The sequence below is a fragment of the Candidatus Contubernalis alkalaceticus genome (assembly GCF_022558445.1).
In the GTDB taxonomy this organism is placed as follows: Bacteria; Bacillota; Dethiobacteria; order SKNC01; family SKNC01; genus Contubernalis; species Contubernalis alkaliaceticus.
In genome coordinates this window covers 3537084-3558951 of the sequence record NZ_CP054699.1, presented here as the reverse complement: position 1 = coordinate 3558951, position 21868 = coordinate 3537084, and the positions used below count along the sequence as shown (strand labels likewise).

Below are 21868 nucleotides of genomic sequence, written 5' to 3'. Positions count from 1 at the left end.
TTGAAAAGAACATATCAACCAAAGAGAATAAAAAGAAAAAGAAACCATGGATTTAGAGCAAGAATGAAGACAAAGGGCGGGAAATTAGTTATAAAAAGACGAAGAAAAAAAGGAAGAAATCTTTTATCTGCTTAGGTCGCATTAAAGGGCCTTTTTTAGCTTTTTAGGATTAAAAATTTTTGGCGGTGCTTATGTGATAAAAAGCATAAAGAAAAATTGGGAGTTTAAAAAAGTTTATAATCAAGGAAAATATATTGTTTCTCCCTACACAGTACTTTACCTTTTACCGAATAAAGAGGGAGAGAAGAGGTTGGGTATTACAGTCAGTAAAAAAGTAGGCAACAGTGTAGAAAGACATCGAATTAAGCGGATTTACAAAGAAATATTTCGGTTAAATCATAATAAAATTATTGATGGTTATGATATGGTTTTGGTAGCTCGAAAGAAGGCGGCAGAATTGAATTTTAAATTGGGCTGTAAAGATGTTATTGGCCTTTTAAAAAAAGGAAAATTATTGGAGAAAACGTATAAAAATGAAATTAATTAAAAAAATAACAGTTGTGGTTATTCGATTTTATTCAAAGTATATATCCCCTTTGTTTCCTCCAAGATGCAGGTTTTATCCGACCTGTTCAAGTTACGCATTAATGGCTTTAGAAGAGAGAGAATACAAGGAAGCCATTATACTAATTCTTAAGAGAATATCCAAATGCCATCCGTTTCATGATGGGGGCTATGACCCTCTGCCCGTTAAAAGGAGGAATTAGATGATTCAGTCCATAGTAGAAATACTTTTTGAGGTTCTGCTTTATTTTTATGAATTGACCGGAAATTATGGGGTTGCTATTATTATTCTTACGATAATCGTAAAAGTAATAACTTTTCCCTTAACAAATAAACAACTTCAGTCTACTAAAGCAATTCAAGAAATACAGCCTGAAATAAAAAAATTGCAGGAAAAGTATAAAAATGATAAAGAAAAATTAAATGAAGAAACTATGAAGTTGTGGAAAGAAAATAAAATTAATCCTCTGGCAGGTTGTTTACCGCTGATTGTTCAATTTCCAGTGCTGATTGCAATGTTTAGACTGCTTCAGGATACAGAGGCTTTATTTTTAAGTAAGGGAATTATGGAATTCGATAAAATGTTTCTTATTTTCGATATGACACAAAGAGATACAACATTTATTTTGCCTATTTTGGCAGGGGTATCAACGTTTTTACAACAAAGGCTTATGACTACCGACCAATCTCAAAAGGCAATGTTATATATGATGCCCATTATGCTTTTTGCATTTAGTATTTCCCTTCCGGCAGGACTGGCAATGTACTGGGTGCTGCAGAACCTGTTGTCTGTGGGGCAGCACATGTTAATTAATAAACCCGTTTTGAAAGGGGCGCTAAAAAAGAATGAAAACAGTTGAAAATACCGGGAAGACAATTGAAGAAGCAATTGAGTTAGGTTTGGAACAATTGGGAATTAAAAGAGAAAATGCAGAAATCGAGATATTATCTGAACCCAGTCAGGGGTTTTTCGGATTAATTGGAGCTCGCGCTGCAAAGGTTAGAATTAGTGTGAAAAAACTTCCCGCTGAATATGCCCGGGATTTTATATATGAATTAACCAAAAAAATGGGACTAGATAATGTTAAGGTTGAGATAGAAAAACAAAATGAAAATACAGTATACTTAGAAATAGTAGGGGATAATTTGGGTATACTAATTGGAAAAAGAGGACAGACCCTAAATTCAATGCAGTATCTGACAAATTTAGTGGTGAATCGACAATTTAATGAGTTTACCCGGGTAATGATCGATATAGAAAAATATAGACAGCGCAGGGAAAAAACCCTACGAATGCTGGCAGAGAATTTGGCACACAAAGTTACCAGAGGAAAAAGAAATATTGTACTGGAACCAATGATTCCACAGGAAAGAAGAATTATCCATACCGCACTTCAAAATAATTCATACGTTTCAACCTACAGCCAGGGAGACGAACCATTTAGAAAAGTAGTTATTACCTTAAGAAGAACGGGAGAAAACACCAGTTCAAAGTAAAGTTTGAAACAGTTCAAAAGGGTCAAGTTATTTACTAGATGGCACGGACACATTATGTGGAGGTGCCTTTTTTTATAAATCTAACTAAAAAGTATTTACGATAAAAGTAACTAGAAAGATAGGTGAGATAGGTGAAGGAAGATACTATTTCTGCCATCTCTACGTCACTGGGAGAGGGGGCCATTGGAATAGTCAGGATGAGTGGAAAAGAGGCTTTTATTATTGCCGAAAAGATATTTGTTAAGAAAAATCGAAAAATCCCTAAAAAGAATTATGTTTTAAATTATGGATGTATCAAAGATCCTGAAAATAATGCAATTATTGATGAGGTATTAATTAGTTTTATGCCGGCTCCTCATACCTATACCCGGGAAGATGTTGTGGAAATAAACTGTCATGGCGGTATTGTACCCATTAAAAAAATTTTAGATCTCACTTTAAGACTGGGGGCACGAATTGCAGATCCCGGGGAATTTACCTATAGAGCTTTTATGAATGGGCGTATTGACTTATCTCAAGCAGAAGCGGTAATAGATATTATAAGGGCCCGGACAGAGACTGCCGGAGAGGTAGCAGCTTTACAAATGGGGGGGTCACTTTCAAAAAAAATAGATTTAATTAAAACAGAAATAGAAAGGATTATTACTCAGATAGAAGTAAATATAGATTTTTCACATGAGGATATAGAAGAAATAAATCTTGAGGATATTAAAGATGATATAAAAAATTTGATTGAGGAAATGAATACTCTTTTAGAAACAGCAGATAAGGGCAAATTACTTCGGGAAGGAATAAAGACAGCCATTGTTGGGAAGCCCAATGTTGGGAAATCATCTCTATTAAATGCGCTGCTGCATGAACAGAGAGCCATAGTGACTGATATACCAGGGACTACCAGGGATCTGTTAGAAGAAACCATAAATATAAAGGGCTTACCGCTAAAGGTAATAGATACGGCAGGAATCCGAAAAACAGAGGATTTGGTAGAGAAAATAGGAGTGGAGAAGGCAGAACAATTAATATCTGAAAGTGACCTTATACTGTTTATTCTGGATGCCCAGACGGGAATAGAAGAAGAAGACGAAAGGATAATGGAAAAAGTCAAAGGTAAAAGGACAATTGTAATCATTAATAAGATAGATAAGGTTAATGAAGAAGAGGTAAAACAGCTGCAGAGTAAGATTAAAGAAGTTCTAATTCTAAAGGCTTCTGTAAAATATGGAAAAGGATTACCCCAGTTAGAGGAAATGATTTCTAGCTTATTTTTTGAAAAAGGCATAATTATTACTGAATCCCTATTGATTTCCAATACAAGGCATAAAAAATCCCTGGAAAAAAGCAGAAAGCTTTTAGAGGAGGCACAGACTGGATTGGAAGATGGAGTTCCCATGGATTTGATTACTATTGACTTAAAGAGCAGTTGGGATGCTATGGGGGAAATATCAGGAGAAAATCTAGATGAAAAAATATTGGGAAATATCTTTAGTCAATTTTGTATTGGTAAATAGTTTTTTAATTATATTTAAATTATAAATGGTAGTAATAGATGGGAGTATAATATGTTTCCTGAAAAAATACTTCAGCTGGGTGCTGAAGAAATGAATATAAGAATTGATAAAGAGAAAATGCAGAAACTTGAAATATTTTACAAAACATTGATTGAATGGAATAATTATTCAAATCTCACCCGTATTATTGAACCAGAAGAAATAATTACCAAACATTTTTTAGATTCTTTTACCCCGGCTGTTTTTTTGTCTTTTCAAGAGGGGAGAAGGGTATGTGATGTTGGTACTGGAGCTGGAATTCCAGGTATACCATTGAAAATATTATTTCCTGGGATATATATGACCTTGATTGAATCTCAAAAAAAGAAAGTGGCATTTTTAAAACATGTGGTTGGGATATTGAGAATGAAAGATATTAGTGTCCTTCACGGGAGAGCTGAAGTACTGGGAAGGCATAAAGAACACCGGGAAACCTATGACCTGGTTATGGCCAGGGCTGTGGCACCGCTGAATGTACTGGTGGAACTGTCTTTACCCTTTGTTGTGGTGGGGGGAGTCTTTATTGCCTATAAGGGGCCAAAAGCTTTAGAAGAAGTGAATGACGCGGGAAATGCTTTGGAGCTTCTAGGTGGAAAGATAGAGAAAATTGAAAGTATACAAATTCCCTATCGGGAAGAAAAGAGAAGCATAATATTAATCAAAAAGAAAAGAGCATCTACTGGCGGGTATCCCAGGAGGCCCGGAATACCCGAAAAAAAACCGTTGTAGTAAAACAATTATGGAAAAATATTTTAAATTTTCCGTAACAGGCAGGAGAGAGAAGGGTGTTTGTCGAATAATTTTATAAATTTAGCAAATATTTACACGGGTGGTGAAAATATGAAAGAGTGGCCTAAAATATTTAAAGCTACAGAACATGAAGATGATAACATAAGAAGCTTAGATATTAACAAAATACAATCTAACCCCTATCAGCCCAGGACATTATTTGACCCTGAAAAGATAAAAGAACTGGCTCAGTCAATAAAAACATATGGATTGCTGCAACCTGTTATTGTTCGGGACATGAATACCTGTTTTCAATTAATAGCTGGGGAAAGAAGATTATTGGCCTGTCGAGAACTGGGATGGGAGACTATACCGGCAATAATTAAAGATATAAATGACAGTGGTATGGGAGCGGTAGCCTTAATTGAGAATTTACAAAGAGAAAACCTGCATTTTTTAGAAGAAGCTTCAGGATTTCTAAGACTTATTGAAGAGTTTGGATTAACTCAGGAGGTTTTAGCTCAAAGATTAGGAAAAAGCCAGTCTACTATTGCAAATAAATTAAGAATTTTAAGGCTTTCTCCAGATATTCGTGAGCTGATATATGCAGGTAACTTAACAGAAAGACATGCCAGGGCACTGTTAAAGCTTCCTTTAGAAGAAGATCATGAAAAAATCTTAAAACAGGTAATTGAAAATAATTATAATGTTAAGCAGACAGAAAATATAGTAGAAAATTACCTTCAGTATTTAAAAGATAAAGAACGGCCCAAAAATATGAATAAAAAGAAAGTGGTAATTAGAGATTTAAGAATTTTCATAAATACCATACGTCAGTCTATTAAAGTAATTAAAAAGGCCGGCTTGAATCCTCTAGTCACGGAAAAAGATTGTGGAAATCATTTTGAAATTACCATTAGGCTTCCTAAAGATATGGAGAGCACCCATGAATATTAGAATGAAAAATTAGTTTTAAAGTTAAAAAAATATAATAAAAATAAAATCTCGAATATAACTTCGGGATTTTATTTTTTTGGGTTAAAGAAGGAACTTATAAAATAAATCACGAAAATAAGCTTTAGAAATTAAAATAGTATAGGGGAAAGCAAGAGGTGAAACAACCTGATGGCAAAAGTAATCGCTATAACTAATCAAAAGGGAGGGGTCGGCAAAACTACCACTTCAGTAAATCTAAGTGCCTGCCTGGCAGAACTTGAGCAAAAAGTACTTTTAATAGATATTGATCCACAAGGAAACAGTACCAGCGGAATAGGGTTAGATCGAATGAAAATTAAATTTTGTATTTATGATGCGTTAATTAATAACCTGCCGGTTAAAAATATTATTAAAGATACAGACGTAAAAAACCTTAAAATTTTACCTGCCACCATTCAATTGGCCGGTGCAGAAATAGAACTGGTGCCTACTATGTCCAGGGAGGTAAAACTTAAAAAAGTTATACAGATAATTAAAAAAGATTTTGATTATATTCTTATTGACTGTCCGCCCTCCTTGGGACTGCTCACCATTAATGCATTGACAGCAGCTGATTCTGTGTTGGTGCCCATACAATGTGAATACTATGCTCTGGAAGGCTTGAGCCAGCTAATTAATACCATTAAACTGGTTCAGAAGCATTTAAATCAAGATTTAAAAATTGAAGGAGCCCTTTTAACCATGTTCGATGTAAGAACTAATCTTTCATCACAGGTGGTAGATGAGGTTAAAAAATTCTTTGGTTCGCTGGTTTATAAAACCATAATACCCCGAAATGTAAGACTTAGCGAAGCTCCCAGCCATGGAAAAGCTATAATTCATTATGATGTTAAGTCAAAGGGAGCCCGGGTTTATCAAGATTTAGCCAGGGAGGTTGTCAGCAATGATTAAAAAAGGTTTGGGAAAGGGACTTTCTGCATTAATACCTGACGAAAATGAAAATGAGGCACAAGAAGCTCATAAAATATTACTTAAATTGATTTCCACTAATCCATATCAGCCCCGAAAGACATTTAATAAGGAAAGTATGGAGGAACTGGTTAAATCCATTGAAGAACATGGGGTAATACAGCCTATCCTGGTCAGAAAATCCGGTAAAAACTATGAATTGGTTGCAGGGGAGAGACGGTTTAGGGCTGCACAGCAGGCAGGATTAAAACAAATTCCGGCTGTGGTCTTGGATCTAGAAGATGATGAAATGCTGGAGTATGCTATTATAGAAAATCTTCAAAGGGAAGACCTGAATCCATTAGAAGAAGCAGAAGCGTATAAACAACTGATGGATGAGTTTAGCTTTACACAGGAAAAACTAGCTAAAAGAATTGGAAAAAGCCGGCCGGTTATCGCAAATACTTTGAGGCTCCTCAGTCTGGAACCAGAAGTAAAGCAATATTTAAGAGAAGGTAGTTTAAGCGCCGGCCATGCCAGAGCCCTGGCTTCTATAGAGGAAAAGAAAATACAAAGAAAAGCTGCGGGAAGGATACTGCAGGAAAAAATGACCGTTAGGGAAACAGAAAAATTCATATCAGATATCAATAAAAACCCTGAAGAAATTGGTGCTGAAAAAGAAGAAGGAATAAAGAAAAAGCAAATAGCAGTAGACCCTCAAATTATTGACATTGAAGAAAGGCTTTGTCGACAACTGGGGACACGGGTTAAGATAAAAGATAAGAAGCAAAAGGGAAGAATAGAAATCGAATATTACTCTCATGAAGAACTGGAAAGAATTTTAGAAAGGTTGTTCTAATCTGCTGGCAAGTACATGGTGAACAGGCAAAGTATTTTTTTATTAAGAAACTTAAAAAATGTTTCACGTGAAACATTTATAGCTATATGAATATAATAATGTAACGGACAAATTTTAAAAAGTGAAAGCGTTGGCTAAATGTTTCACGTGAAACATTTTCCCTTAATGAAACCATTACTAATCTAGGGGGAATTTCTAAAAATGATTTATCTGGATAATGCCGCTACTACCTGGCCTAAACCAGAGAGTGTCTACCAGGCTGTATTAAATTTTATGAGGGAAACAGGTGCAAATCCGGGAAGGGGTGGGCACAGGGCTTCAGTTAGAGCCGGTAAAATTATTGAGGATACCCGCAAAAAAATGGCCCGTCTTTTTAATGTTAAAAACTCCAACAGGGTCATTTTTACGTTTAATGCCACACATTCTATAAACCTGGCCTTAAAAGGACTTCTAAATAAAGGGGACCATGTAATTGCTACAGCACTGGAGCATAATTCCACCCTTCGTCCCCTTTTTAAACTAATGCAAAAGGGGGTAAGGGTAACCATAGTTCCCTGCTCTTCCCAGGGCTATATTGATCCAATGCTCATAAAAAAAGAAATACTCCCAAATACCCGCTTAATCTGTCTTAATCATGCCTCTAATGTGCTGGGAACCATAACTCCTGTTCAGGAAGTGGGCAATATAGCAAGGGAAAATGATATAATTTTCATGTTGGATGCTGCCCAGACCGCAGGAGTATTTCATATTGATGTAGAAGCCCTGAACATTGACCTGCTTACCTTTCCGGGACATAAGGGCCTTATGGGGCCACAGGGGATCGGGGGCTTATGTTTAGGAGACCGGGTAAAACTGGACAGTATTTTTGAAGGAGGCACAGGCAGCGTTTCAGAATCCTTTGAACAGCCCAGCAGACTTCCTGATAAGCTGGAAAGCGGCACCCCTAATACTCCCGGTATCGCTGGCTTGGGATCAGGAATAGATTTTATTCTGCAGGAGGGAATGGATAAGATTAGAAAACATGAAATTGAGCTAACCTCATATCTGCTGCAGGGCCTTGGGAAAATTGAAGGAATAAAGATATATGGACCCGGCAGTTCAGAAAAGCAGGCTCCTTTGGTGGCCTTCAATGTTAAGGAGAAGAACTCTACGGATATTGCCTATCTGCTGGATAAATATTTTGATATTGCCACCCGTTCTGGACTTCACTGTGCTCCGCTGGTTCATAAAGCCTTAGGTACGATGGAGCAGGGGGCGGTAAGGGTCAGCATCGGATATTTTAATACACGGGACCATATTGACAAATTGTTTGACGCTCTGGAGAATATAATGGAAGAATTTTAGGAAATATAAAGGAATTATGGGATGTTTGACGAACTATATTTCTTACGTTACTAAAATATTATTGTAGAGTGTTAAAAGGTGATATTAGTATGAAAAAGAGAAATAACAGGCTTACTATAATGTTTATCCCTCACTATGATAGTAATCCCCGATCCTTTGTCATTACCCATAAAGCCATATTAATTGCTGCAGTTATATCTATGTTGGCAGTAGTTAGTTTTTCTTTATTAGGAAATAACTATTATTTTATGCTGTCTCAAATGGATGAACTAAAACAGCTTCGGATTATTAATGACCTCCAGGGGGAACAGATTCTTTCTTTAGATGAAGAGACTAAAGCTATATCTCAAGAATTAAAAAGTATTGAAGCGTTGGATCGAGAAGTGAGGAGCATTTTAGAACTGGAGGATTTCCAGGAGATTTTATCGGAAATGGAAGTTCCTGAAAAACAGCATTCACTGCTTAGCCGAGGAACCTCCTATGATTTCCCTGTTCCTCCGGAAACCACAGGGGAAGTTAGAGAGGGTACTTTTGGCCTTTATGAAGAGTTGGACCAGATAAAAATAGAACTGCCCTTAACCAGGGCTGCCATGGAGGATTTAAAGGTCTTAGTTGAAGATAAGAAGGAGCAGTTGGCAGGCACTCCTACCATTTGGCCTACTCAGGGCAGAATAACATCTCCCTTTGGAGAAAGAAGGGCCCCCTATAGTCGTAGAATTGAGTTTCACAGCGGCATTGATATAGGGGCAAGCCGGGGCACTCCCGTTTATGCTACGGCTAGAGGCGTGGTGGAGATGGCAGCATACAATGGCGGCATGGGAAGAATGGTTACTATCAAACATCCTTATGAGCATCGAACCCTGTTTGCGCACTTGACCAATTATGTGGTGGAAGCGGGGGACTCAGTGGAAAAAGGAGACCTGATCGGGCACGTGGGAAGTACCGGTTTCAGCACAGGGCCTCACCTTCACTATGAAGTACATGTTAATGGACAACCTATGGATCCCATGCTCTTCATTCCCCAAAATTAATATTCTAATTACATTAAAAAACGAAAACCTGCCCATTAAAGGGCCGGTTTTTTAATTATCAGGGAAAGAAGCAGGTTTGGTTAGAGTTTTAGAAGAAACAAAAATATAAGAAAAAAAGAATAACCAAACATGGCAGGATATTCAAAAAATTAAGTAGAATATAAATTCTATTGTGATAGCGGGTATTTACCTTAAAAAAGGAGCCAATCCATGTTTAAAACTAAAAAAATAAATAGCGGAAATGTTGAAGTTTTAATGGGGAAAGAAAGTTTCTTTGAAGGAACCCTAAAATCCTCGGGTATTGTAAGAATAGACGGAAAAATTGAAGGAGCTTTAGAAGTAGAGGGTGACTTGATAGTGGGAGTATCGGGAGAGATTATTGGAGAAATCAGAGCTTCAAATGTTGCTTTGGCGGGAAGTGTTAAAGGAAATATTTATGTGGAGCAAAAAATGGAGATTAATAAAACCGGACGCTTAGAAGGGGATATCCGGGCAAACAGCTTAATAATTGAAGAAGGAGGTGTTTTTCACGGAACATCCCTTAGGTCTGAAGAAGAAGGGAAGGAACAGGAAAAAGAATAATTTTTTCTTAAGGCCATATGAATACCTGCAGATATTACTCTGGCTAGATTCATAACTAGAAATAGGCGGGTATTCTGCAGAACCAAATGTTCCATGTGTCCGCTGACATTTACCGTCCCTGTTACATGAAGGTCGCCTACGGCGGGAAGGTTTTTTTTAACGGCCAATCCCGGCAGCAGTGGCCCCTCTTCTATTTTTATCATGCCCACATTTTTTTTGCTTCCCAAGGCGGCATCTACTGCCAGTATAAAGGGATTTTTAAACTGACGGTTAATATTCTCTAAGGTTTCTTTCAGGTTTAAAGCATGCACTGGATCCCCTAATGTGCCTAAAACCACAATTCCAGGGGATCTACGCTCTTCCAGCTTGCTTCCTACCAGGGGGCCCAGGCAATCTCCTGTAGAGCGGTCACTGCCGACACCTACAAATATTAACTGGTTTTTTCCTGATGTGGGCAGAACCGAAGCTAGTAATTCTGCCAGTGTGTAAGGGGTTTTAGGGTCTTCTACCGAGAATAACTCTTTACGATTTTTCCCCGTTGAAGCCCTTTGATTATCTGGGGTTTTTTTATATAAAGGGATTTTCATGGTTTACCTCTCTTTCCATAATTAGTATATGTTAATTCCCGGGCAATATGTATGTTCTTTAATATTAAAAAGAGAACTGGTTTCAGCAAGCTGAAAAATTGGGGAATCAGGTGAAGACAGAGCTCCAGTTAATTAATAGCCATTACCTATCCTAACGCTTTATGGTGGGTTTTATACCCTAAAAAAAAGGTAAAGGGGTTATGGGTGAAAAGCCGAATAATTTTATAGGGTCGGCAAATATAATATAAATAGTCATAGGAGGTAAAATTGAAAAAGACGTTACTGGCGGGAACATTCCTGGTAGTTTTAATGCTGCTTATTGTTTATTCAGGCAAAATTGCGGAATTTTCCTGGGAAGGGAAAATGCCCGGAAGCAGTCCTGCAGAATTATGGGTTCGTCATGTATCCGGAGAGTTAACTGTGGAGGAAAGGCTTGGAAAAGTTGTTTTAAAGGAGGTCCTGGAGGGTAATACTTCGTTAATAGGAATTGATTATAATGGCAGGAATAAATGGCAGGAAAACTGGGATGGTAAGCCGGAAATTTATTTTGACAATCATTCCTGGGGCTATTATGATCAATCCCAAGGAACAATAACTTTCTTTGATTATAACGGCAACCTTGTCCGAAGAGTAGAACCTCCCCCCGATTATAAATACTTTTGGTCTGGTTCAAAAGGGGAAACTATTTTTAGCTGTAGTGTTATATCAGGGAAGGATAGGCTGGAGGGGTTATATGGAGAAAAGGGGATAGTTGTTAATAACCGGGGTGAGCAGATATTTGAAGAAACCTTCCCTGGGATGGGAATCATGGATATAAAATTTCTTTCCGGCACAGATAACCTGATTATCAGCCTGGTAGAAATATTTCCTTATATTTCAGCCAAAGTATATTTCTCTACCCTGGAGGGAGAAAAATTAGCAGAAATTAGGGGAGATCAATTCTTTTTTTCTCCTATTATTCTAAAGGACCATCAGACGGTAGTTCTTATTTCTGATTCACATCTTTATGTATATTCTTTTAAAGGAGCTCCTCTGTTTAAGAGGGAATGGGAAGACTCTATAAATGCTTCTTTCTCTGGGCCCGGGGGTGATAGCCTGATAGTAGTTATTACCCCTGAGCAGATACTAAAAGAAAAAACAAATCTTGTTTGTTTAAGCCTGGAGGGAGAAGTTATTTGGGAAAAAGAACTACCCGGTGCTTATCGACAGGGTAAGAGCAGACAAGATGGTGGGATATTGATAGAAACGGATCTGTTCTTATATCTTTTACAGCCCGATGGAAATACTCTGGGGTATTACTCTCCCGAAGAAGGGCATGAGATCTATCTTTTATCCACGGATACATTTTTAACCTTTGATAGAGGAAAGCTCACTGCATACAGATGGTCTTTAAAGTAAATATCAACCGGATAAGAAAAATGAGGAGAGAAAAGTATGCCTGTCAACTGGTTTGACATTGCTGTCCTGGGATTTTTGACCTGGGGGGCGGTTAATGGCTATTTCCGAGGGCTAACCTTGTCCCTTATCAATGTTTTGTTCTGGCTGTTCAGTATGGCCCTGGCCTTTTATGCGAAAGGGCCCGCTGCTGTATTTGTAAACCAGCAGTATGGCTTGAATCCTTTGATAACACAGGTATTATCTAAAAATATGGATTTATCCCTAAGGGTTACCACGGTGCCGGCAGTGGATGATGCCCTCCCTGTATTTATACAGTATATGCCTGTAAACCCCCCGGTAAAAGTGAGCATGTTGGAATATTTTTACCGGGAAGGAGAAAAATTCATATATCAGGGCAGCGGCCCGGCTGAGTTCCTCTACTCCTGGGTTGCGGAAGTTCTGGTTCAAATATTATGCTTTGCGGCTGCTTTAACTATCATTATTGCTCTTTTTAAACTGGTGGAGGGTGCGTGGGTTTTAAAAAAGCAAGAAAAACTATTGGCAGGAACTAAGTCTTTGACGGGGCTTTTTATGGGGTTTTTCAAAAATTTATTTGTACTGTCAGTTATTATATTTCTGGTAAGTCCCCTGTTGGAGGTATCTGATTTTTTCCTTATGGAGGATCTTAGCACTTCGTATGTGCTAAAAATTTCAAATTTTTTTCAATACATATTTTGGAGGATTTAATATATTTTTTTGGAATAGCAGGATTTTCAAATGCATACGGAGAACTTAATTTATGAAAATTCTGTTAATAAACTTACAGAAAAAATTGGGAGGGATTTTGTAATGCGTTTAATTTTATTAGGACCACCGGGAGCAGGAAAAGGAACACAGGCAGAAGGAATTGTACAAAAATATAACATACCCCATATTTCAACCGGCGACATATTCAGGGCAGCCCTGAGGGAAGGGACTGAAATGGGTTTAAAAGCCAAGGGTTATATGGATAGTGGACAGCTGGTACCAGATGAAATTGTAGTAGGCGTGGTAACCGAGAGGCTCCGTAAGTCTGACTGTGTAAAAGGTTTTCTTTTGGATGGTTTTCCTCGGAATGCTAACCAGGCAGAAGCTTTAGACAAAGTTGTGGAGCATATGAGCATTAAAATAGACGGAGTCATTAACATTGATGTTCCTGACGAAGAATTAGTGGACAGGTTGACTGGACGGAGAATGTGCAAAGGTTGCGGCGCAAGCTTCCATGTTAAGTTTAAAGCTCCAAAGGTAAGAAATGTTTGTGACAGCTGTGGAGGAGAACTATATCAGAGGGATGACGATACGGTAGAGACAGCCAAAGAACGTTTGGAAATATATCATTCCCAAACTGCTCCTTTAATTGAATACTATACAAAGAAGGGTGTCATTCTAAATATTAATGGCAACCAGGATATGAAAGCAGTTTTGGCAGAAATTATTGAAGCTTTAGGGAAAATAGAATAAGGAAAGAATCTATCCTTTTGCAAAATAACAGCGTCGGGACTGAAAAGGCCCGGCGCTGTTATTTGTATCAGGTATAATAAAACCATCGGGGTAGAGAATAATAAGTCAAAAAGAAAACAGGAGGTGAAAAAACTGGTTATTAATCTATTATATCTATCAATAGATTTTTAAACCAGTCAAATGGAGCCATATGTACAAACTATCCAGAAATACTTTAATTTAGATCAAGAAATTATTTCCGCGTCCATCACCTTGATTAAAATCTTGATTATTGCTATAATGTCATATTTTGCTCTGCGGTTAGGGTATGTTGCTATAGAAAAGCTATTTAAGGAAAGAGAAGGCAAATTTACTCTGTCTTCAGGAAAACTAAAGACCTTAAAAACACTAACTAAGAGTGTATTTCGCTATTTTATTTTTTTTATATTTGTTATTATGACCCTCCGGGAATTGGACATAGACTATACCCCTATCCTGGCCAGCGCAGGAATCTTGGGCCTGGCGGTGGGCTTTGGAGCCCAGAATTTAATTATGGATATTATAACCGGTTTTTTTCTTATTGTTGAAGGACAGTATACCGTAGGGGATTATATTACTGCAGGTAATTACTCGGGGGTAGTGGAGGAAATCGAACTTCGAACCACCCGTCTTCGGGATTTCTCCGGGGAACAGCACATCATTCCCAATGGCAAGATTGAAGTAGTTACAAATCACAGCAGTGGAAATATGAGAGCTATGGTGGATGTAGACGTTGCCTATGAGGAAGACCTGGAGAGGGTTGAACAGGTATTGAAACGGGTAAGCGATGATATGGCCGGGCGCTTTAGCGAGATAAAGCAAGGGCCTATGGTGTTAGGAGTGGTTGATTTAGCGGACTCCGGTGTGACCTTTAGAGTGATTGCTTATACCGAGCCGCTGCAGCAGTGGAATATAGAAAGAGAAATGAGAAAGACCATAAAGGAATTTTTTGACCGGGAAAACATCGAGATTCCTTACCCCCGCAGGGTGATTTACCAGCAGCATGAACAAATTTCCTTGCCAGAGGAGTAAAATAATAACAAAAAAAGAATAATGGGTATTGACATCTTATTCCATTACCATTATAATATGGATATATCGAACTCTTGTTCTTGCGGCATGCTGGTATTTTTTTATCTAACCTACAACTCAACCAAAAAGTTTATACTTAGAGAGGGTAGAGGTTTGAGCCGGGACAGAGTAGACAATTAATCCAATGCTATAGTGATGGTAGTTTTAAGCAGAAAGAGATTTCCTCAAACATTGGTAATTGATGAAAAAGCTATTATAATTCGTAAATTTTCCGGCTTTAACATGATAAAGGATCCGTAAGCTGACGACAGACAGTAGTGAACTGGTTCCAGCAAGCTTTAAAATCGGGGAATCAGGTGGAGACTCTACTCCACCTGATTAAAAGCCCCACCTACGCTAACGCTTAGAGGTGGGTGGGGTCTTATAAAAAAGGGAAAAGGGTACTATTATGGCAGACTATGAAGTTGGACAAATTGTCGAGATGAAAAAAACCCACCCCTGCGGCAGCAGCCGCTGGGAAATCATTCGGGTGGGAATGGACTTTCGTATTAGATGTATTAAATGCAGTAGAAGCATTATGCTGTCCCGGGTAAAGTTTGAAAAAAGTGCCCGTAGGGTTATTCCAAGAGAAGAATAAGACTTATAATGAACCCCTTACTATTTACTTTAAAAAGTGAACTGGTTTCAGCAAGCTTTAAAATCGGGGAATCAGGTGGAGACTCTACTCCACCTGATTAAAAGCCCCACCTACGCTAACGCTTAGAGGTGGGGGTCTTATACCCTAAAAAAAAGAGATAAAGGAAGTGGAGTTATCCGCTTAAAAGGAGGGAGATATTGTCATTTAAATGTGGAGTAATCGGTCTTCCTAACGCCGGCAAGACAACTCTTTTCAATGCTTTAACCGGCCTTGAGGCACAAGCGGCCTGCTATCCCTTCTGTACTATTGAGCCCAATATAGGCAGGGTATTTGTCCCCGATCCCCGGCTGCAGGTGGTTGCACAGATTGCTGGAGCACAAAAAATTACTCAAACCTATATAGAATTTGTAGATGTAGCCGGGCTGGTAAAGGGTGCAAGCCGGGGGGAAGGGTTAGGTAACCGGTTTTTGGGTAATATCAGAGAGGTGGACGCTTTGATTCATGTCCTGAGGCACCCCAGAGACCCTGGGTCCGTCGGCACTGAGGTAACAGGAAATTGTCGGGAGGACCTGGCCATCATACAATATGAATTGGTTATGGCCGACCTGGAGACAGTTAATAATAGAAGAGAAAAAACTATGAAAATGGTGAAAACCGGGGAGCGTCATTATAAAGAAGAATTGTCCTTCTTGGATAAGCTGGAGGCTCATTTGAACCAGGGGGGCATGGCCAGGGATCTCATGGGAGAAGACGAGGGAAGCTTTTTTCTTCAGGAGCTTTTTCTTTTGACTGCCAAGCCTGTACTGTATGTATTTAATATGCATGAAGATATTTCGGTTCAGGAGCGCCAGGTTCTTCGGGAGGAATTGATGCATGCTTTAGGAGACGAAAGTGCGGAAATATTAACTCTTTGTGCCCGGCTTCAGGCAGAACTAAATGACTTTACATTGGAAGAAAGAAGAGAGTTTCTGGAAGGATTGGAGTGGTCAGACACTGGAGTAGAGGAACTTATAATCGCCAGTTACCGGTTATTAAATCTCATTACGTTCTTTACAGCCAAGGGAAAAGAAACCAGAGCCTGGACTCTGCCAAAGGGGACAAGGGCGGTTACAGCCGCAGGCAAAATTCATACCGATATGGAAAGAGGTTTTATTCGTGCAGAGGTCATTCCCTTTGAAACATTAAAGCAGGAGAGCTCCTTTGTAAAGGCTAGAGATAAAGGCCTGATAAGGCTAGAAGGTAAGGAATATTTGGTGCAGGACGGTGATGTGATCCAGTTTCGTTTTAATGTGTAAAAGTATAGGTAGTGCCTACCTCGGCCAAGGGCAGTAAATAAAATAATAATGGGCAAAACCTTAATTTGCTTGCTCTTGTTAATAATGCCTGATATAATAGTCTTTGTCTGGCCAAAGCTGCCAGAAGAGAAGATCCCTGCTCCGCAGTTCCTGCGGGGCCGTTAGTCCGAAGGGAGGTGAGCTAATGCAAAAATATGAGACCATGTACATTCTTCAATCCCAGCTTGAAGAGGCAAAAACAGAGGAACTAATAGAAAAATTCAAGTCCATTGTTGAACGGGAAGGCGGAGAAGTGTCCAATCTGGACAAGTGGGGCAAAAGAAAGCTGGCCTATGAAGTAAAAAAACAAAAAGAAGGCTTTTACGTTTTGATGAACTATACTGCCCCCTCCAAAGCCTGTGACGAGCTGGAAAGGTCTTTTAAAATAGCCGAAGAGGTTCTGCGCTACCTGATTGTTAGAGAAGAAGATTAAAAAAAAGGTGGTGCGTTAAATGATTAATTCAGTAGTTTTAGTAGGAAGGCTTACCCGGGATCCGGAATTGAGGTATACTCCTTCCGGGGGAAACGCCGTAGTTAATTTTACCTTGGCTGTCAACAGGCCCTTTACTAACCAACAGGGTGAAAGAGAAGCAGATTTTGTTAGAATTGTAGCCTGGAGAAAACTGGCAGAGAACTGTGCCAATTTTCTAGGTAAAGGCAGATTAGCAGCGGTAACCGGCAGGCTGCAGGTCAGGAGCTACGAGGCCGATGACGGTCAAAGGAGAACTATAGCCGAGGTTGTTGCGGACAATGTTCAGTTTCTCGACAAAAAAGATTCACAGAACAAAGGTGATTCTTATGAAGATTTCATGGGGGGAGAAGTATCTGAAGATGATGTCCCCTTTTAAACTAGTTATAAACTAAAGGAGGTGTAACCTGACTGTATTATTGTTTTTGCAGTCGGGGATCTGCTTGAGAAGAGAGCGAGGCAGAAAAGGAAGAAAAAAGGTATGTAATTTTTGTGTAGAAAAAGTAAAAAGTATCGATTACAAGGCAGCTGATAAGCTCAGACGTTATATAACGGAACGGGGCAAAATCTTACCCCGTAGGATTTCCGGTAATTGTGCCAGTCACCAGAGACAGCTTACCAGGGCTATTAAAAGGTCTCGGAATATTGCCCTTTTGCCCTATACCATAGAGTAATATCCTAAAATTAAGGTGCATGTGCAATCAGGCTTGACCAGCAAATCCTGTTTTTTATTTTACGCATGGGGTTTGTTGGATAAGGGCAAATTACAATGGAGTAAAAACCCGTGTGGTGAAATTAGAGGGGGACATTTTTTAAAAAAGGTGTCCCCCTTTTCACTGTTTCCAAGTATAAAGAAAGTTACCATAAACTACTCTACAGGAGAGAAGGAAAAATCACTTTAACTAGAGAATTAAAGTTAAAGCTGTACAGAAAGGAGATTTCTATGAAGGTAATACTGCTCAAGGGAGTAAAAAAGTTAGGTGAAGCAGGGGATGTAAAGGATGTTTCCCAGGGTTATGCCCGCAATTATCTTATTCCCAACGGGATGGCTGTAGAAGCTACTCCCAGTGCATTGAAGGATCTGGAAAAGCAGAAGAACATTCTTGAGCGCAAGGAAAAGAATCTAATGGAAAAGATGGAGGCCATGGCTGAGAAATTAAAGGGGCTCCAGCTAACGCTCAGCGCTAAAGTAGGTGAAGGGGGCAAGCTTTTCGGTTCGGTTACCAGTAAAGACATTGCCGAGAAGCTTCAGGAACAGGGTTTCAATATCGACCGACGGAAGATTGACTTAAAAGATCCTATTCGGGGGCTGGGTGCTTATAACTTAAATCTGAAGCTGCATCCGGAAGTATCTGTGGAGATAGAAGTAATAGTGGAAGAAGGGTAGAAAAGGTTTTCGCTGCAGCGGGGAGGGATTAACATATGAAGAATTTAGAGCCGGATAACATAGATTCCCTATTAAAACGCTTTCAAAAAAACTTATCCCAGAAAGAAAAAACAAAGAAAAGAGTGTCTGCCATCTATGATATGCTGGCAGACATATATGGGGCAGACAAGCTTATCTTAAAGGCAGGAAAACTAGAGTCTTTGAAGCTGCTTCGTTCCAAGGAGACAGAAGAAAGGATTTTAGGGCTTCAGAAGATTTTATACGAAGACCCAACCCTGGAAAGCCCTCCGGAACCGGAGAATATCCCGGAGGTTTTGGAGGAATTAGAAGAAAAGATAGCAGATTTATTGGCACGGCAATCTCTGGAGGATTCCCTGCAGAGAAAAATTAACAAAAAGATGCAGGAAAAACATGATGAGTATATGCAGGATTTAAAAAAACAAATTTTAACTGAACAGGAGAGCGCTGAAAATTCACAGACCCTGAAAAAGCTGGCGGTTCTGGAAAAAAAAGAACATGTTCGGCTTTCCCGTTCCATAATGGAGGTACTGCGTCCTTCTGTTCTGCAGGAAATTGTAGGCCAGAGCAGTGCAGTCAAGTCCCTGCTGTCCAAATTGGCAGCCCCTTATCCTCAGCATATTCTTTTGTATGGACCGCCGGGGGTAGGGAAAACCACTGCAGCCCGGTTGGCGCTTCAGGCGGCTAAAGAACTTTCCTATACCCCTTTTGAGAGGGAAGCTCCCTTCGAAGAGGTGGATGCCACCACATTGCGTTGGGATCCTCGGGAAGCAACAAATCCTCTTACCGGTTCCGTGCATGATCCAATTTATCAGGGGGCAAAAAGAGACCTGGTGGAAGGGGGCATCCCTGAGCCGAAACCGGGGCTGGTTACTGATGCCCATGGAGGAGTATTGTTTATTGATGAAATTGGGGAAATGGACCTGCATCTGCAGAGTAAACTCTTAAAGGTGCTGGAAGATAAACGGGTTTTCTTTGATTCTGCTTATTATGACCCCAGCGATGAAAACATTCCTCAATATATAAAGAAGCTTTTTGATGAAGGAGCTCCAGCAGACTTTATTCTAATTGGAGCAACCACCCGAAGCCCCTCGAAGATATCTCCGGCCCTGCGTTCTCGCTGCACCGAAGTATATTTTGAGCCCCTGGGGCCTGAAGATATTAAAGCAATTATTATTGGGGCTGCCGGAAAACTGAAGGTGGAACTGTCCCCGGAAGTACCGGGTATCATCAGTGAATACACTATCGAAGGACGAAAGGCCATCAATATATTGGCTGATGCTTACGGACTGGCCCTTTATGAACAGGTGGGTGAGGCCGCCAATCCAAAGGACACCAATGTTCAGATAAAGTCGGAAGAAGTCTATAAAGTGTTACAAACTGCCCGTCTTGCTCCCCATGCTCCTGTTAAAGCCGGGTCAAAAGAACAGTCAGGAAAAATATTTGGGCTGGGTTCCTTTGGTTATGTAGGCGTGGTTCTGGAGATTGAAGCAGCCGTATTTCCCTCCTCCAACGGCAAGGGGAGTATAAGGTTCAATGATACCGCCGGTTCCATGGCCAGGGATTCCGTTTTTAATGCCGTAACCGCTATTAAAAGGCTTACGGGCCAGGATTTAAATGACTATGGCCTTCATGTAAATGTGGTTGGAGGGGGAAACATAGAGGGGCCCTCGGCGGGGGCAGCTATTTTAGCGGCCATGTACAGCGCTTTAAAAGACCTGCCCATTAAAACCGATCTGGCCGTAACTGGAGAAATATCCCTGCAGGGCACAATAAAGCCTGTGGGAGGCATACAGGAAAAAATCTACGGCGCTAAACAGGCGGGAATAAGCAAAATATTTATACCGAAGGCCAACCTTAAAGATGTTCACACCCGGTTTAGTGAAATTCAAGTGATAGGGGTCTCAACTGCTAAAGAGCTTCTAGAGCAAATTTTTTGAAACAAAAATAATAAATTTCGAGGATATCAAAAATGAGTAATTTGTTAGATAAGGTCCCTCCACACAGCCTGGAGGCAGAACAATCGGTGCTGGGCTCCATGCTTCTGGAACGGGAGGCTATTATTGCCGGATCGGAACATTTAAAACCCCAGGATTTTTATAGGGAAATACATCAGAAAATTTTTGAAGCTATGCTGAATCTCTCGGATCGTGGGGAACCGGTAGATCTGGTGACTTTAAGTGAAGAACTCCGCCAGAATAACCAATTGGAACTGGTAGGGGGAGTATCATACCTGACTCAAGTGGTGGATATGGTGCCCACAGCTGCCAACATAGTAACCTATGCTTCCATAGTAAGGGAGAAGGCAGTGCTCAGGCAGCTGATTGGTGTCTCTTCACAGATTGTCAGCCGGTGTTATGACGGGGGACGAGAGCTGGATGAAATATTGGATGAGTCGGAAAAGATGATCTTTCAGGTGGCCAACCGGGGTGATCAGAGGGGCTATGTGGTTATCAAAGACATTCTTATGGAAACCTTTGAGCGCATCGAATATCTGTATGAGCACAAAAAGGGGATAACTGGAGTACCCACGGGATTTGTGGACCTGGATAATATGACTGCGGGTTTTCAAAATTCCGACCTGATTATTGTTGCTGCAAGGCCAGCTATGGGTAAGACCACTTTGGCTCTGAACATGGCTCAAAATGTTGGCACCCGACAAAAACTCCCTGTGGCAATTTTCAGCCTGGAAATGTCTAAGGAGCAGCTGGTTATGCGTATGCTCTGCTCTCAGGCAGGGATAGATGCCCATCGTCTGCGCAGAGGTTTTTTAACAGGAGATGATTGGCCCAAGCTGGTTCGGGCCGTAGGGCCTCTGGCAGAAGCTCCTATTTATATTGATGATACCCCGGCTATAAGCGTAATGGAAATGCGGGCCAAATCCCGACGGCTGATGGCAGAGCATGGGCTTAGCATTATATTTGTGGATTATCTGCAGCTTATGCAGTCCCATGGGAGACAAGAAAACCGGCAGCAGGAAATTTCTTTAATTTCCCGTTCTCTCAAGGCCCTGGCTAAGGAATTGAATGTACCCATTGTAGCCCTTTCTCAGCTGAGCCGAGCGGTGGAGACCCGGAACGATAAGAGGCCTGTTTTGAGCGACCTGTTGGAATCCGGTGGCATTGAGGCTAATGCTGATCTGGTAGCCTTTATATATCGGGATGATTATTATCGACAGGATTCCCAGGACAAGAATATAGCAGAGATAATTGTTGCCAAGCAGAGGAATGGCCCTACAGGCACTATTCGTCTTGTTTTTCAGGATTCCTTTACCCGTTTTCAAAATGCATCAGCGGAGCACATGCAGGAAACGGGGACTTAGAGTTTTAGCCTTTCAATAAGGCTGGTCTGACGGGTTTCACTGCTTGACAGAATGGGGAGGTTCTGTTATTATCTCGTAGGTTGATGTTTTAATGTAAAAAGAAAAGAACATATTTTAATCAGCTGGACATATATAAGTAAGGTAGTCTTA

General features: G+C 40.1%; 26 protein-coding genes. 25 read left to right on the top strand and 1 reads right to left on the bottom strand.

Annotated elements, in window-relative coordinates; genetic code table 11:
• The 13 genes from rpmH to HUE98_RS17465 all read left to right on the top strand — a co-directional run bounded on the left by rpmH (position 1) and on the right by HUE98_RS17465 (position 10037).
• A complete protein-coding gene (gene rpmH, locus HUE98_RS17525) occupies positions 1–135 on the top strand; it encodes a 50S ribosomal protein L34 (protein WP_241421871.1) in 135 nt (44 codons plus the stop codon).
• A gap of 58 nt (positions 136–193) precedes the next feature.
• The gene (gene rnpA / locus HUE98_RS17520; RefSeq protein WP_241421870.1) at positions 194–547 is read left to right on the top strand and encodes a ribonuclease P protein component; all 354 of its coding nucleotides are present in this window, start codon (positions 194–196) and stop codon (positions 545–547) included.
• Positions 543–767 carry a membrane protein insertion efficiency factor YidD gene (gene yidD, locus HUE98_RS17515; protein WP_318036572.1) on the top strand — a complete coding sequence of 75 codons (225 nt, stop codon included), beginning with the start codon at positions 543–545 and terminating at the stop codon, positions 765–767. Before rnpA ends, yidD begins: the two co-directional genes overlap by 5 nt.
• The gene (locus tag HUE98_RS17510) at positions 768–1424 is read left to right on the top strand and encodes a YidC/Oxa1 family membrane protein insertase (protein ID WP_241421868.1); all 657 of its coding nucleotides are present in this window, start codon (positions 768–770) and stop codon (positions 1422–1424) included.
• Entirely contained in the window at positions 1411–2061 is a 651-nt protein-coding gene (gene jag, locus HUE98_RS17505) for an RNA-binding cell elongation regulator Jag/EloR (RefSeq protein ID WP_241421867.1), read from the top strand. Before HUE98_RS17510 ends, jag begins: the two co-directional genes overlap by 14 nt.
• A 131-nt stretch (positions 2062–2192) precedes the next feature.
• Positions 2193–3569, top strand: a complete 1377-nt coding sequence (gene mnmE, locus HUE98_RS17500) for a tRNA uridine-5-carboxymethylaminomethyl(34) synthesis GTPase MnmE (RefSeq protein WP_241421866.1) — start codon at positions 2193–2195, stop codon at positions 3567–3569.
• A 51-nt stretch (positions 3570–3620) separates the two neighbouring features.
• The gene (gene rsmG, locus HUE98_RS17495; protein ID WP_241421865.1) at positions 3621–4337 is read left to right on the top strand and encodes a 16S rRNA (guanine(527)-N(7))-methyltransferase RsmG; all 717 of its coding nucleotides are present in this window, start codon (positions 3621–3623) and stop codon (positions 4335–4337) included.
• A 111-nt stretch (positions 4338–4448) separates the two neighbouring features.
• Positions 4449–5294, top strand: a complete 846-nt coding sequence (noc, locus tag HUE98_RS17490) for a nucleoid occlusion protein (protein WP_241421864.1) — start codon at positions 4449–4451, stop codon at positions 5292–5294.
• A gap of 168 nt (positions 5295–5462) precedes the next feature.
• On the top strand, positions 5463–6224 hold the full coding sequence (locus HUE98_RS17485) for a ParA family protein (protein WP_241421863.1): 762 nt from the start codon (positions 5463–5465) through the stop codon (positions 6222–6224).
• A complete protein-coding gene (locus HUE98_RS17480; protein WP_241421862.1) occupies positions 6217–7080 on the top strand; it encodes a ParB/RepB/Spo0J family partition protein in 864 nt (287 codons plus the stop codon). Before HUE98_RS17485 ends, HUE98_RS17480 begins: the two co-directional genes overlap by 8 nt.
• A 201-nt stretch (positions 7081–7281) precedes the next feature.
• Complete coding sequence (locus HUE98_RS17475) at positions 7282–8424, top strand: aminotransferase class V-fold PLP-dependent enzyme (RefSeq protein WP_241421861.1); 1143 nt, start codon at positions 7282–7284, stop codon at positions 8422–8424.
• Positions 8425–8513: 89 nt separating this feature from the next.
• Positions 8514–9455, top strand: a complete 942-nt coding sequence (locus tag HUE98_RS17470; protein ID WP_241421860.1) for a peptidoglycan DD-metalloendopeptidase family protein — start codon at positions 8514–8516, stop codon at positions 9453–9455.
• A gap of 210 nt (positions 9456–9665) precedes the next feature.
• The gene (locus HUE98_RS17465) at positions 9666–10037 is read left to right on the top strand and encodes a bactofilin family protein (protein WP_241421859.1); all 372 of its coding nucleotides are present in this window, start codon (positions 9666–9668) and stop codon (positions 10035–10037) included.
• Here the strand turns inward: HUE98_RS17465 and yyaC are convergent.
• A complete protein-coding gene (gene yyaC, locus HUE98_RS17460) occupies positions 9983–10624 on the bottom strand; it encodes a spore protease YyaC (RefSeq protein ID WP_241421858.1) in 642 nt (213 codons plus the stop codon). The two genes, HUE98_RS17465 and yyaC, sit on opposite strands and share 55 nt — an antisense overlap.
• A gap of 267 nt (positions 10625–10891) precedes the next feature.
• Between yyaC and HUE98_RS17455 the strand changes: the two genes are divergently transcribed.
• From HUE98_RS17455 to dnaB, 12 genes are all read left to right on the top strand, one after another.
• On the top strand, positions 10892–12022 hold the full coding sequence (locus HUE98_RS17455; RefSeq protein WP_241421857.1) for a hypothetical protein: 1131 nt from the start codon (positions 10892–10894) through the stop codon (positions 12020–12022).
• 36 nt (positions 12023–12058) lie between these two features.
• Entirely contained in the window at positions 12059–12748 is a 690-nt protein-coding gene (locus HUE98_RS17450; protein WP_241421856.1) for a CvpA family protein, read from the top strand.
• Positions 12749–12850: 102 nt separating this feature from the next.
• Entirely contained in the window at positions 12851–13501 is a 651-nt protein-coding gene (locus HUE98_RS17445) for an adenylate kinase (RefSeq protein WP_241421855.1), read from the top strand.
• Positions 13502–13681: 180 nt separating this feature from the next.
• Complete coding sequence (locus HUE98_RS17440) at positions 13682–14551, top strand: mechanosensitive ion channel family protein (RefSeq protein ID WP_241421854.1); 870 nt, start codon at positions 13682–13684, stop codon at positions 14549–14551.
• A gap of 448 nt (positions 14552–14999) precedes the next feature.
• Positions 15000–15188, top strand: coding sequence for a DUF951 domain-containing protein (locus tag HUE98_RS17435; RefSeq protein WP_241421853.1), 189 nt, complete (start codon positions 15000–15002; stop codon positions 15186–15188).
• A gap of 197 nt (positions 15189–15385) precedes the next feature.
• A complete protein-coding gene (ychF, locus tag HUE98_RS17430) occupies positions 15386–16483 on the top strand; it encodes a redox-regulated ATPase YchF (RefSeq protein WP_241421852.1) in 1098 nt (365 codons plus the stop codon).
• A 184-nt stretch (positions 16484–16667) separates the two neighbouring features.
• Complete coding sequence (rpsF, locus tag HUE98_RS17425) at positions 16668–16955, top strand: 30S ribosomal protein S6 (RefSeq protein ID WP_241421851.1); 288 nt, start codon at positions 16668–16670, stop codon at positions 16953–16955.
• Between the two features lie 19 nt (positions 16956–16974).
• Positions 16975–17370, top strand: a complete 396-nt coding sequence (locus HUE98_RS17420) for a single-stranded DNA-binding protein (protein ID WP_241421850.1) — start codon at positions 16975–16977, stop codon at positions 17368–17370.
• Positions 17371–17434: 64 nt separating this feature from the next.
• Complete coding sequence (gene rpsR, locus HUE98_RS17415) at positions 17435–17665, top strand: 30S ribosomal protein S18 (RefSeq protein WP_241421849.1); 231 nt, start codon at positions 17435–17437, stop codon at positions 17663–17665.
• 269 nt (positions 17666–17934) lie between these two features.
• Positions 17935–18378: a 50S ribosomal protein L9 gene (gene rplI / locus HUE98_RS17410; protein WP_241421848.1), complete on the top strand. Its 444-nt coding sequence runs from the start codon at positions 17935–17937 to the stop codon at positions 18376–18378.
• A 35-nt stretch (positions 18379–18413) separates the two neighbouring features.
• The gene (lonC, locus tag HUE98_RS17405; RefSeq protein ID WP_241421847.1) at positions 18414–20336 is read left to right on the top strand and encodes a Lon family ATP-dependent protease; all 1923 of its coding nucleotides are present in this window, start codon (positions 18414–18416) and stop codon (positions 20334–20336) included.
• Positions 20337–20368: 32 nt separating this feature from the next.
• Positions 20369–21718, top strand: a complete 1350-nt coding sequence (gene dnaB / locus HUE98_RS17400) for a replicative DNA helicase (RefSeq protein ID WP_241421846.1) — start codon at positions 20369–20371, stop codon at positions 21716–21718.
• Positions 21719–21868 lie beyond the last annotated feature (150 nt).